This is a genomic window from Pseudomonas sp. SDO5591_S426 (genome assembly GCF_054070755.1).
Genome location: NZ_JBSVXD010000166.1, coordinates 1 through 12,594 on the forward strand (window position 1 = coordinate 1; position 12,594 = coordinate 12,594).

A 12,594-nucleotide genomic window follows, 5' to 3' on the forward strand; every position below is an offset into this window, starting at 1 on the left:
CCGAAGGCTGCGATCTTTTGCGGCGCGCCAGTATATCGATCCGACCGAAGACTTACTCCAACGCCTTCCAGATCTCGGTGGCATATTCACGAATCGTCCGGTCCGACGAGAACCAGCCCATCCGTGCCGTGTTCAACACCGCTGAACGCCACCATTGCTGCGAGTCATGCCAATGGGCTTCGACCCGCATCTGCGCGCTCCAGTAGGAATCGAAATCGGCGCAGACCAGGAAACGGTCGTAGTCCACCAGCGAGTCGATGAAGCCGGCATAACGGGACGGGTCATCCGGCGAGAACACCCCGCCGCGGATGGCCTGCAACACATCGTTGAGCCGATGCGATGCGGCGATGTCCGGCACCGCGCTGAACTCGTGGTTCTGCTTGCGCGCTTCAACCTGTTGCGCGCTGAGGCCGAAGATGAACATGTGCTCGGCGCCGATGCGCTCGCACATTTCCACGTTGGCACCGTCCAGCGTACCGATGGTCAGCGCGCCGTTGAGGCCGAACTTCATGTTGCTGGTGCCAGACGCCTCGAAACCGGCGGTGGAAATCTGCTCGGACAAATCCGCCGCCGGAATGATGCTCTCCGCGAGGCTGACGTTGTAGTTGGGCAGGAACACCACTTTGAGCAAGCCGCGCACGGTCGGGTCGTTGTTTACCACCCGAGCGATGTCGTTGGTCAACTTGATGATCAGCTTGGCCTGGTGATAACTGGCCGCCGCTTTACCGGCGAAGATTTTCACCCGCGGCACCCAGTCGATTTCCGGCTCGGCGCGAATCGCCTGGTACAGCGCCACGGTGTGCATCAGGTTGAGCAACTGGCGTTTGTACTCGTGGATGCGCTTGACCTGCACGTCGAACATCGCCGCCGGATTGACCGCAATCCCCAGCCGCTCGTGAATCAGGTAGGCCAAGGCTTTTTTACTGTGCAGCCGCTGTTCGGCAAAAGCTTTGCGGAACGCGGTCTTCTCGGCGAACGGCTCAAGGCCGAGCAACCGTTCTTCGGGATTGTCCAACAGTTCCGGACCGAGGGCATCGACCAGCATCGAGGTCAGCTCGGAGTTGGCCTGATACAGCCACCGGCGGAAGGTGATGCCGTTGGTCTTGTTGTTGATCCGTTCCGGGTAGAGCTTGTGCAACTCGGAGAACACCGTTTTGCGCATCAACTGCGTGTGCAGCCCGGATACGCCGTTGACGCTGTGGGAACCAAGAAACGCCAGGTTGCCCATGCGCACGCGGCGGCCGTTGTCTTCTTCGATCAGCGAAACCGCGCGCAGTACGTCGAAGTCGTGGATGCCTTTGGCGCGCAGCGAGTCGATGTGCTGGGCGTTGATGAGGTAGATGATCTGCATGTGTCGCGGCAGCATGCGTTCCATCAAGCCGACCGGCCAGGTTTCCAGTGCTTCGGGCAGCAGTGTGTGGTTGGTGTAGGAAAGCGTGTCGACCGTGACCTGCCACGCCGCGTCCCAGGCCACGTCATACACGTCGACCAATTGACGCATCAGCTCGGCCACCGCGATCGAGGGATGGGTGTCGTTGAGCTGGATCGAAGCGTGATCGCCCAGGGTCAGCACCGAGGTGTGCATGTTGCGATGACGGCGCAGCAAGTCCTGTAAAGACGCGGCGACGAAGAAATATTCCTGGCGCAGACGAAGTTCCTGCCCGGCTTCGGTGCTGTCCGCCGGGTAGAGCACGCGGGAGATACTCTCCGCCCGGGCCACTTCGGCGACCGCGCCCAGGTGGTCGCCAGCGTTGAAGCGTTCCAGGTGCAAATCTTCCATGGCCCGCGCGCGCCACAGGCGCAAGGTGTTCACGCTCGCCCCGCGCCAGCCGACCACCGGCGTGTCGTAGGCAATGGCCCGTACGGTTTCCGCCGGGTGCCAGACTTGCTTGGACTTGCCGCTTTCATCGGTGACGGTCTCGACACTGCCACCGAAACCGATCGGATAAACCACTTCCGGCCGCTCAAACTCCCACGGGTTACCGAAATCCAGCCAGTGTTCGGTCTGTTCCTGCTGCCAACCGTCGACGATGGCCTGGCGGAACAGGCCGTGTTCGTAGCGAATACCGTAACCGTGACCGGCGATGCCGAGGGTCGACATACTTTCCAGGAAGCACGCCGCCAAACGCCCCAGGCCACCGTTGCCCAGCGCCGCATCGGGTTCCAGCAGGCGGATGCGCTCAAGGTCGACGCCGAGTTCAGTCAGGGCCTCGCGGGCTACGTCGAGCAGGCCGAGGTTGCTCAGGCTGTCGAAGAGCAATCGACCGATGAGGAATTCCAGGGAAAGGTAGTAAACGCGCTTCTGACCTTTGCGGTAGATCTGCCGCGTGTGGTCCATCCAGTGCTCGACCATGTGGTCCCGCGCGGCCAGGGCAATGGCTTCGAACCAGTCATGGTCGAAGGCGTGATCCGGGTCTTTGCCCACCGCGTAGGTGAGTTTGGTCAAGACGGCGTCGCGGAATGCGGCCACCTCTGCTTCGCGAACAAGTGGTTCTTGAGTCATCGATAGGACCTCGAGCGAGCTTGGAGTTGTCTGAGCCTAGACGGTCTGACAGGCGGTAGAGGCTCTGGTTCGGCAGTTTTTCCTGTTAGTGCGAATCGGGTCGGCAATACATTGTCATGTGCCTGAATCAATGCAGGGGCCGTGCCGGATTAACGGTGTTACGAGGCAGCAAAGAAAAAATCTGGCGAAAGGTTGTTCAAAAATCCACCAGTCCCGGTATGATCGCGCGCCCTGATGCACACGCTGGTAACAACCGATGATGAAGCCGAACCTGATCGCCGCCGCGGAGATCGACCGACTCGATACCTGGGCCAAGTACTCCGCCCCGATGTGCGGCTCGTGCATGTCCAGCTGCTGCACCCTGCCGGTCGAGGTCAAGATCAAGGATCTGGTCCGTATCGGCGTGGTCGATGAATTCGAGCTGGGTGACCCGCCGAAGAACATCGCCAAGCGCCTGCAAAAGGAAGGTTTGGTCGAGCGTTTCAACCAGAAGTCAGGAATCTTCACACTCCAGCGCATGAGCAACAACGATTGCTACTACCTGGATCGTAAGAGCCGTCTGTGCACTATTTATGAAAAGCGCCCGGATACTTGCCGCAACCACCCGAAAATCGGCCCACGACCGGGGTATTGCGCGTACAAGCCGAAGGAAGTGGAGCGCGAGCGCAATTCTCGGTCGATCGAGCGGTTCTGATCCGTCCTGAAAATTTTGGCGGCTGATCGGTCGCCATCGCTAGCAGGCTAGCCTGCTAGCGATGGCGCCAGTACAAACACCACACAAATCCCAGACAAACAAAAACGCCCCCGGCCTTACGACCGGGGGCGTTTTCGTTAAGCCGGGCTAAATCTTATGCCTTGGCTTTCTTGGCAGCGCGGGTACGCTCGCTTTCGTCCAGGATCTTCTTGCGAAGACGGATGGACTTAGGAGTGACTTCGCACAGCTCGTCGTCCTGGATGAATTCCAGAGCCTGTTCCAGGGTGAAGCGAACAGGTGGAACCAGAGCGATGGTTTCGTCTTTACCCGAAGCACGCATGTTGTCGAGCTTCTTGCCCTTGGTAGGGTTAACGCCCAGGTCGTTGTCACGGCTGTTCAGACCAACGATCTGACCGTTGTAGATTTCCTGACCGTGTTCAACGAACAGCTTGCCACGTGCCTGGAGGGTTTCCAGGGAGTAGGTCAGTGCCTTGCCGGTTTCAACCGAAACCAGAACGCCGTTCTGACGGCCGGACATGTCGCCCGACTTCATCACGTCGTAACGGTCGAAAATCGAGGTCAGGATGCCAGCGCCGTTGGTCAGGGTCAGGAACTGGTTACGGAAACCGATCAGACCACGAGCAGGGATGTTGTATTCCAGACGTACACGGCCCTTGCCATCCGGCACCATGTTGGTCAGGTCGCCCTTACGCAGGCCCATCTCTTCCATCACCTTGCCCTGGGATTCTTCCGGCAGGTCGATGGTGACGTTTTCGAACGGTTCGTGCTTCACGCCGTCAACCAGACGGATGATCACTTCCGGACGGCCTACAGCCATTTCGAAGCCTTCGCGACGCATGGTTTCGATCAGTACCGAGAGGTGCAGTTCGCCACGGCCGGAAACCTTGAACTTGTCAGCCGAGTCGCCTTCTTCAACGCGCAGTGCAACGTTGTACAGCAGCTCTTTGTCCAGACGTTCCTTGATGTTACGGGAAGTCACGAACTTGCCTTCTTTACCGCAGAATGGCGAGTCGTTTACCTGGAAGGTCATGGAAACGGTTGGCTCGTCGACGGTCAACGGCTTCATCGCTTCAACGGTGTCCGGGTGGCACAGGGTGTCGGAGATGAACAGCGAGTCCATGCCGCTGATGCAAACGATGTCGCCTGCAGCAGCTTCTTCAACGTCTACACGGTGCAGACCGTGGTGACCCATCAGCTTCAGGATACGACCGTTACGCTTCTTGCCGTCAGCGCCGATAGCCACAACCGGGGAGTTCGGCTTGATGCGACCACGAGCGATACGGCCAACACCGATAACACCCAAGAAGCTGTTGTAGTCCAGTGCGGAGATCTGCATCTGGAACGGACCGTCACGGTCAACAGCCGGCGCCGGTACGTTGTCGACGATCGACTGGTACAACGGGGTCATGTCTTCAGCCATTTCGTTGTGGTCCAGACCGGCAATACCGTTCAGGGCCGAGGCGTACACGACTTTGAAGTCCAGCTGTTCTTCGGTGGCACCCAGGTTGTCGAACAGGTCGAAGATCTGGTCCAGAACCCAGTCCGGACGCGCGCCTGGACGGTCAACCTTGTTGATGCAAACGATCGGACGCAGGCCGGCTTCGAAAGCCTTCTTGGTCACGAAACGGGTTTGCGGCATAGGGCCGTCTTGAGCGTCAACCAGCAGCAGAACGGAGTCGACCATCGACATTACGCGTTCAACTTCGCCGCCGAAGTCGGCGTGGCCCGGGGTGTCCACGATGTTGATGTGGTAGCCGTTCCAGTTGATGGCGGTGTTTTTCGCCAGAATGGTAATACCGCGCTCTTTTTCCTGGTCGTTGGAGTCCATCACGCGCTCGTCGTTGAGCTCGTTGCGCTCCAGAGTGCCGGATTGACGCAGGAGTTTGTCTACCAGGGTGGTTTTACCATGGTCAACGTGAGCAATGATGGCGATGTTGCGTAGATTTTCGATCACTTGTGTATCTCGATCAGAGGATTCGGTGTGCTGACAAGTCTTGGCAGCGATTACAGTAGAGTCAGGCCTTGCCGTTACAGCTTGACGGCAGAGTCGGGGGGCCGGTGACGCAGGCCACAGGCATACAGCCCCGGGCTCTTAGCTCGGTCGATAAACGCGCACATTGGCATGCCCCTCACTGAGCAAATGGTGGGCATGCAGGCGACTCATCACGCCTTTGTCGCAATACAGCAGGTACTGGCGAGTAGGGTCCAGTTCCTTGAAACGAGCGTTCAGCGCATAAAACGGCATCGTTTGTACCTCGATACCAGCGAGTTCCAGCGGGTCATCCTCGGCGGCATCCGGGTGGCGGATGTCGATCACGATCTGACCGGCCAGCGCGTCGCTGACTTCTTCAATCTGAACGTCCTGGCCCAATTCGTCGATCACGCGATCGATCGGCACCAGTTTGGCGTTTTCGAGCGCACGCTCGAGTACCGCCATATCGAATTCTTTCTCTTCATGCTCGACGCGATGGCGCTTGGCTGCGGTCTTCGGATTAACCGAGATGACCCCGCAGTATTCCGGCATGTGCTTGGCGAAATCGGCGGTACCGATCTCGTTGGCCAGGTCGATGATGTCCTGCTTGTGGCTGGCGATGAGCGGACGCAAGACCAGTTTGTCGGTCACGCAGTCGATCACGCTCAGGTTCGGCAGTGTCTGGCTCGAAACCTGGGAGATCGCCTCACCGGTCACCAGCGCTTCAATATGCAGTCGATCGGCAATCTGCGAGGAAGCGCGCAACATCATACGCTTCAATACTACGCCCATATGACTGTTATCGACTTTGCCGAGAATTTCTCCCAGCACTTCCTCGAACGGCACACTGACAAATAACACGCGTTGGGAGCTGCCGTACTTCTTCCAGATGAAATGCGCGACTTCCATGACGCCCAGTTCGTGGGCTCGTCCGCCCAGATTGAAGAAGCAGAAATGGGCCATCAGGCCGCGGCGCATGATCTGGTAGGCCGCCACGGTGGAGTCGAAACCGCCGGACATCAGCACCAGCGTCTGCTCCAGCGCACCCAGCGGATAACCGCCGATGCCGTTGTGCTGGCTGTGGATCACGAACAACCGTTGGTCGCGAACTTCGATGCGGACTTCGATTTCCGGCTTTTTCAGGTCGATCCCGGCGGCACCGCACTGCCGGCGCAACTGGCTGCCGACATATTTTTCGATATCTATGGAGCTAAATGGGTGCTTGCCAGCACGCTTGCAACGCACCGAGAAAATCTTCCCGGCCAGCGCATCGCCGTAGTGCTGCTTGCACTTTGCAACGATGTCGTCGAAATCGCCCAACGGGTATTCGTCGATTTGCAGGAAGTGCGCGATGCCCGGCATGCAGCTCAGGCGCTCGCCCATCTCTTTCAGGGCCTTGGGATCACTGACGCGGGTTTCCAGCTCGAGGTTGTCCCACACGCCGTTCACCACCACAGCCGGGTCCAGATCGCGGAGCACGGCACGGATGTTCTTGGCCAATTGGCGGATGAAACGCATCCGTACCGGGCGGCTCTTGATGGTGATCTCGGGGAAGACTTTTACGATTAATTTCATGGAAACAGCGCGCGCAGGGCCTGCCGAAAAAGGGGGGCGCGGATTATAGCGGAAATTGCTCAAGGTTTAACCAGTTAATGTGCAGAAGGTTTTGCGCGCACCAAAACAGGTCATTTTTCGATTTTAACGCCACATTGTAGGGCGAGATTTTCCGCATTCAGGCGCTTTGCACCTTTATAAGCGTGAATTTTGGGCAAAAAACCCATGGTGGGGCACTGGCATGCAATTTGCTCCCTTGTGAGGCAGGTTGCCTTGGCAGAGTATTCGCGCCGGCATCACAAACATTTAAGGGCATCCACTACCAGCCCTAATCCACCCGGAGGACAGTATGTCGAAGTCGGTTCAACTCATCAAAGATCATGACGTCAAGTGGATTGATCTGCGCTTCACGGACACCAAAGGCACTCAGCACCACGTGACCATGCCGGCTCGCGACGCGCTGGATGACGCTTTCTTCGAAGAAGGCAAAATGTTCGACGGTTCCTCCATCGCTGGCTGGAAAGGCATTGAAGCTTCCGACATGATCCTGATGCCGGATGACAGCACTGCCGTTCTCGACCCGTTCACCGAAGAGCCGACCCTGATCCTGGTCTGCGACGTGATCGAGCCTTCGACCATGCAAGGCTACGACCGCGACCCACGTGCGATCGCCAAGCGTGCCGAGGAATACCTGAAGTCGACCGGTATCGGTGACACCGTATTCGTTGGTCCAGAGCCAGAATTCTTCATCTTCGACGAAGTGAAGTTCAAGTCCGACATCTCCGGTTCGATGTTCAAGATCTTCTCCGAACAAGGTTCGTGGATGTCCGACCAGGACGTGGAAGGCGGCAACAAAGGCCACCGTCCAGGCGTCAAAGGCGGCTACTTCCCGGTTCCTCCGTTCGACCACGACCACGAAATCCGTACCTCCATGTGCAACGCCATGGAAGAAATGGGCCTGGTCATCGAAGTTCACCACCACGAAGTGGCAACTGCCGGCCAGAACGAAATCGGCGTGAAGTTCAACACCCTGGTTGCCAAGGCTGACGAAGTTCAAACCCTGAAGTACTGCGTACACAACGTTGCTGATGCATACGGCCGCACCGCGACCTTCATGCCTAAGCCTCTGTACGGCGACAACGGTTCGGGCATGCACGTCCACCTGTCCATCGCCAAAGATGGCAAGAACACCTTCGCAGGCGAAGGCTATGCCGGCCTGTCCGACACCGCTCTGTACTTCATCGGCGGTATCATCAAGCACGGTAAGGCCCTGAACGGCTTCACCAACCCGTCGACCAACTCCTACAAGCGTCTGGTCCCAGGTTTCGAAGCTCCGGTAATGCTGGCCTACTCGGCTCGCAACCGTTCCGCTTCGATCCGTATTCCTTACGTGTCCAGCCCTCGCGCTCGCCGTATCGAAGCCCGCTTCCCGGATCCAGCAGCCAACCCGTACCTGGGCTTCGCTGCACTGCTGATGGCTGGCCTGGACGGCATCCAGAACAAGATCCACCCTGGCGACGCAGCTGACAAAAACCTGTACGACCTGCCGCCTGAAGAGGCGAAAGAGATCCCACAAGTTTGCGGCAGCCTGAAAGAAGCCCTGGAAGAGCTGGACAAAGGTCGTGCGTTCCTGACCAAAGGCGGCGTGTTCTCCGACGACTTCATCGACGCTTACATCGCTCTGAAAAGCGAAGAAGAAATCAAGGTACGCACCTTCGTACACCCACTGGAATACGAGCTGTACTACAGCTGCTGATCCGGTAGCGCCAGCGCAAGCGGCGTGACAAAAAGAGGCCTCCTTCGGGAGGCCTTTTTTATGATCACAAATCAAAAGATCTTCTGTACCCAAACATGAACAAGCTGGGCCAACCGCCGCCCCTGACCTATGCTGCAACCCAATGCTTTCGTTTGCGGTTGATTTTATGGGTCGTGCTTTTCTCTTCATCCTGGTGCTGATCGCCCTGCCTGCCGCAGCGCAGATCTACAAGTACACGGACGCCGATGGCAACACCGCGTACAGCAATCAACCGCCGGATGGCGTGAAGGCCCAAACGATCGAGCTGCCACCGCTCAACAGCGTGGAGCCGCAAACCCCTCCAGCAGCACCCACGCAACCCAATACCAACGAACAACCCCAGAACGCCTACGAGGTACTGGAACTGACCGGCCTGCCCACCACCGAAGCCCTGCGCGCCAACAACGGCACTTTCACCGTCAACGTGTTGATCAAACCGCGCCTTCAAGGGCCGCATCTGCTCAGACTGGTACTGGACGAACAACCCTATGGCCAGCCGAGTAATGTTCCGATCCTGCAACTGGTGAACATCGACCGCGGCACGCATAGCCTCGCCGTGCAGGTGATCGACGGCGAAACCGTGGTCCAGCAAAGCCCCAGCGTGACCTTTACCGTGCAACGGGTGCACAAGCCTTGAAGTGTTGGCTGCTGATCGCCTGCCTGTTCGCTCTGCCGGCAACGGCGGAGGTTTTTACTTACATAGATACACAGGGCAATCGGGTGTTCACCGATCAACCCAATACCGGCAACGCCAAACGTGTGCCGCTGGCAACCGGCAATCGCATGGCCGCACCAGGTACGTCAGCGGCGATTGCCACAAAGAAGGCCGAGAAAAAACCACTGTTCCACTACGACATGCTGCGCATTCTGGTGCCGGAGCCTGACGCCACCGTGCGCAGCACCGCCGGAGAAATCATCGTCAGCGTCACCAGCGAACCGGGCCTGCAGCGGGGTCATCGCTATCGATTGCTGCTTGATGGCCAACCCACCGCCGACCCTGGACCGAGTCCGGTATTTCCGCTGAGCAACGTCGACCGAGGCACTCATCAACTGTCAGTGGAAATCCTCGACGAACAGGGCCGGACCGTCGAACGCACCGCCAATCAGCCATTCCACATGCAACGCATGTCGCTCGCGCAAAAACGCAAGGTCAAACCCTGCACCCTCGACGACTACGGCCAACGGCCGGAATGCCCGCTCAGCGATAAACCCGCCGAAGAAAAAAATCCGTTCCTGCGGTTCTTCTAACCTCGTTCAGCTTTGCGCACTATATTGGTGCGATTGGTTGCACGGTGCGCCGATTGCATCCCATTTTGGTTCGAAAGTACCCGTGAAAGCTGAAAGAGCGCCACGCAATCGAGCGTCAAACGCCCGTTTCAGGGGTTGAACGCTTCTTTTCGGAGCCTTGGTTTGGTTTTTGCATTTTCCTCGTGTCAGCGCTTTTTTCTTGCGCATGCTCCGCCCTAAAAGAGGTCCCGATGACCATTAGCGACGCACTCCACCGTTTGCTACTCGACAACCTCACCACCGCGACCATCCTGCTCGATGCCGAATTGCGCCTTGAGTACATGAACCCGGCGGCGGAGATGCTCTTGGCCATCAGCGGCCAGCGCAGCCACGGGCAGTTCATCAGCGAGTTGTTCACCGAATCCACCGAGGCGCTGAATTCCTTGCGCCAGGCGGTCCAGCAGGCGCACCCGTTTACCAAGCGCGAAGCGATGCTCACCGCCCTCACCGGCCAGACCCTGACGGTTGATTATGCGGTCACGCCGATCCTCAGCAATGGCGACACGCTGCTGCTGCTCGAAGTCCATCCACGGGATCGCTTGCTGCGGATCACCAAGGAAGAAGCACAGATCTCGAAACAGGAAACCAGCAAGATGCTGGTGCGCGGTCTCGCTCACGAAATCAAGAATCCGCTGGGCGGCATTCGCGGCGCGGCGCAGTTGCTGGCCCGTGAGCTGCCGGAAGAAAGCCTGCGCGATTACACCAATGTGATCATTGAGGAGGCCGACCGCCTGCGCAATCTGGTCGACCGCATGCTCGGCTCCAACAAGCTGCCGTCGCTGGCCATGTGCAACGTCCATGAAGTGCTGGAGCGTGTTTGCCACTTGGTCGAAGCGGAAAGCCAGGGTTGCATCACTTTGGTGCGCGACTACGACCCAAGCATTCCCGACGTCCTGATCGATCGCGAACAAATGATCCAGGCCGTCCTGAACATCGTGCGCAACGCGATGCAGGCCATCAGCAGCCAGAACGAGCTGCGCCTGGGCCGCATCAGCCTGCGCACCCGCGCCATGCGCCAGTTCACCATCGGCCACGTGCGCCATCGCTTGGTGACCAAGATCGAAATCATCGACAACGGTCCGGGCATTCCTGCGGAACTCCAGGAAACCATTTTCTTTCCCATGGTCAGCGGTCGTCCGGACGGTACCGGGCTGGGCCTGGCCATTACCCAGAACATCATCAGCCAGCACCAGGGCCTGATCGAGTGTGACAGCCACCCCGGCCACACCACGTTCTCGATCTTTCTGCCACTGGAACAAGGAGCCACATCGACATGAGCCGTAGTGAAACCGTGTGGATCGTCGATGACGACCGTTCTATCCGTTGGGTCCTGGAAAAAGCCTTGCAACAGGAAGGCATGACCACGCAAAGCTTCGACAGCGCCGATGGCGTGATGAGCCGCCTGGCGCGCCAGCAGCCGGACGTGATCATCTCCGACATCCGCATGCCCGGTGCCAGCGGCCTTGACCTTCTGGCGCGGATTCGCGAACAGCACCCACGGCTGCCAGTGATCATCATGACGGCGCACTCCGATCTGGACAGCGCTGTCGCGTCCTATCAGGGCGGCGCTTTCGAGTACCTGCCCAAGCCATTCGATGTCGACGAAGCCGTCTCCCTGGTCAAACGCGCCAACCAGCACGCCCAGGAACAACAAGGCCTGGAAGTCGCCCCGACCCTGACCCGTACCCCGGAAATCATCGGTGAAGCACCGGCGATGCAGGAAGTGTTTCGCGCCATTGGCCGCTTGAGTCACTCCAACATCACCGTGCTGATCAACGGCGAATCGGGTACCGGTAAAGAACTGGTTGCCCACGCCCTGCACCGCCACAGCCCTCGCGCGGCTTCGCCGTTCATTGCGCTGAACATGGCAGCGATCCCGAAAGACCTGATGGAGTCCGAACTGTTCGGCCACGAAAAAGGCGCGTTCACTGGCGCGGCCAACCTGCGTCGCGGGCGTTTCGAACAGGCCGATGGTGGCACGTTGTTCCTCGATGAAATTGGCGACATGCCGGCTGACACCCAGACTCGCTTGCTGCGAGTCCTGGCCGATGGCGAGTTTTACCGCGTTGGCGGTCATGTCCCGGTGAAGGTTGATGTGCGAATCATCGCCGCGACCCACCAGAATCTGGAAACCCTGGTGCATGCCGGGAAATTCCGTGAGGACTTGTTCCACCGCCTCAACGTGATCCGTATCCACATCCCGCGCCTGTCGGATCGTCGCGAAGACATCCCGACCCTGGCCAAGCACTTCCTCAGCCGCGCGGCACAAGAGTTGGCCGTAGAGCCGAAGCTGCTGAAAAGCGAAACCGAGGAATACCTGAAAAACCTGCCTTGGCCGGGCAACGTGCGTCAGCTGGAGAACACCTGCCGCTGGATCACGGTGATGGCTTCGGGTCGAGAAGTGCATATCGGCGACCTGCCACCTGAGCTGCTGAGTCTGCCGCAGGATTCGGCGCCGGTGACCAACTGGGAGCAAGCGCTGCGTCAGTGGGCCGACCAGGCACTCGCTCGCGGTCAGTCGAGCCTGCTGGACAGCGCCGTGCCGACTTTCGAGCGGATCATGATCGAAACCGCGCTCAAGCACACCGCCGGTCGCCGCCGCGATGCCGCCGTGTTGCTGGGCTGGGGGCGTAACACCCTGACTCGCAAGATCAAGGAATTGGGGATGAAGGTTGATGGTGGAGATGATGATGAGGGCGATGAGGGCTAAACCCGGCTTTCGAATTTAGTCGTTAGCGAAAAGATCGCAGCCTTCGGCAGCTCCTACA

General features: G+C 58.7%; 9 protein-coding genes. 6 read left to right on the forward strand and 3 right to left on the reverse strand.

The genetic code is table 11. From position 1 onward, the window contains the following. Positions 1 to 52: 52 nt before the first annotated feature. Positions 53 to 2,503 (reverse strand): glycogen/starch/alpha-glucan phosphorylase, encoded by a 2,451-nt coding sequence (locus tag ACW9JC_RS23960; RefSeq protein WP_457458037.1) that lies wholly within the window; start codon positions 2,501 to 2,503, stop codon positions 53 to 55. A gap of 256 nt (positions 2,504 to 2,759) precedes the next feature. Here ACW9JC_RS23960 and ACW9JC_RS23965 point away from each other — a divergent pair, with 256 nt between their 5' ends. Continuing rightward, positions 2,760 to 3,197, forward strand: coding sequence for a YkgJ family cysteine cluster protein (locus ACW9JC_RS23965; protein ID WP_085725491.1), 438 nt, complete (start codon positions 2,760 to 2,762; stop codon positions 3,195 to 3,197). A gap of 154 nt (positions 3,198 to 3,351) precedes the next feature. Here the strand turns inward: ACW9JC_RS23965 and typA are convergent, their stop codons facing one another. Continuing rightward, positions 3,352 to 5,172, reverse strand: a complete 1,821-nt coding sequence (gene typA, locus ACW9JC_RS23970; protein ID WP_046815270.1) for a translational GTPase TypA — start codon at positions 5,170 to 5,172, stop codon at positions 3,352 to 3,354. Positions 5,173 to 5,310: 138 nt separating this feature from the next. Next, positions 5,311 to 6,765 carry a tRNA uracil 4-sulfurtransferase ThiI gene (thiI, locus tag ACW9JC_RS23975; RefSeq protein ID WP_457458039.1) on the reverse strand — a complete coding sequence of 485 codons (1,455 nt, stop codon included), beginning with the start codon at positions 6,763 to 6,765 and terminating at the stop codon, positions 5,311 to 5,313. Positions 6,766 to 7,093: 328 nt separating this feature from the next. Here thiI and glnA point away from each other — a divergent pair, with 328 nt between their 5' ends. From glnA to ntrC, 5 genes are all read left to right on the forward strand, one after another. Then, positions 7,094 to 8,500 (forward strand): glutamate--ammonia ligase, encoded by a 1,407-nt coding sequence (gene glnA / locus ACW9JC_RS23980; RefSeq protein ID WP_338584255.1) that lies wholly within the window; start codon positions 7,094 to 7,096, stop codon positions 8,498 to 8,500. A gap of 166 nt (positions 8,501 to 8,666) precedes the next feature. After that, positions 8,667 to 9,176 (forward strand): DUF4124 domain-containing protein, encoded by a 510-nt coding sequence (locus tag ACW9JC_RS23985; RefSeq protein WP_457458041.1) that lies wholly within the window; start codon positions 8,667 to 8,669, stop codon positions 9,174 to 9,176. After that, complete coding sequence (locus tag ACW9JC_RS23990) at positions 9,173 to 9,787, forward strand: DUF4124 domain-containing protein (RefSeq protein WP_457458043.1); 615 nt, start codon at positions 9,173 to 9,175, stop codon at positions 9,785 to 9,787. The genes ACW9JC_RS23985 and ACW9JC_RS23990 overlap by 4 nt, the downstream gene beginning before the upstream one ends. Positions 9,788 to 10,017: 230 nt before the next feature. Continuing rightward, positions 10,018 to 11,103, forward strand: a complete 1,086-nt coding sequence (gene glnL / locus ACW9JC_RS23995) for a nitrogen regulation protein NR(II) (protein WP_448106012.1) — start codon at positions 10,018 to 10,020, stop codon at positions 11,101 to 11,103. Further along, on the forward strand, positions 11,100 to 12,536 hold the full coding sequence (ntrC, locus tag ACW9JC_RS24000) for a nitrogen regulation protein NR(I) (protein WP_338584252.1): 1,437 nt from the start codon (positions 11,100 to 11,102) through the stop codon (positions 12,534 to 12,536). Before glnL ends, ntrC begins: the two co-directional genes overlap by 4 nt. The last annotated feature ends 58 nt before the right edge of the window (positions 12,537 to 12,594 follow it).

What these genes read in the sequence shown, in the direction of transcription:
- ntrC (WP_338584252.1), top strand. Translation starts at nt 11,100, where the DNA reads ATGAGCCGTAGTGAAACCGTGTGGATCGTCGATGACGACCGTTCTATC.
- glnL (WP_448106012.1), top strand. Translation starts at nt 10,018, where the DNA reads ATGACCATTAGCGACGCACTCCACCGTTTGCTACTCGACAACCTCACC.
- ACW9JC_RS23960 (WP_457458037.1), bottom strand. Translation starts at nt 2,503, where the DNA reads ATGACTCAAGAACCACTTGTTCGCGAAGCAGAGGTGGCCGCATTCCGC.
- thiI (WP_457458039.1), bottom strand. Translation starts at nt 6,765, where the DNA reads ATGAAATTAATCGTAAAAGTCTTCCCCGAGATCACCATCAAGAGCCGC.
- ACW9JC_RS23965 (WP_085725491.1), top strand. Translation starts at nt 2,760, where the DNA reads ATGATGAAGCCGAACCTGATCGCCGCCGCGGAGATCGACCGACTCGAT.
- glnA (WP_338584255.1), top strand. Translation starts at nt 7,094, where the DNA reads ATGTCGAAGTCGGTTCAACTCATCAAAGATCATGACGTCAAGTGGATT.
- ACW9JC_RS23985 (WP_457458041.1), top strand. Translation starts at nt 8,667, where the DNA reads ATGGGTCGTGCTTTTCTCTTCATCCTGGTGCTGATCGCCCTGCCTGCC.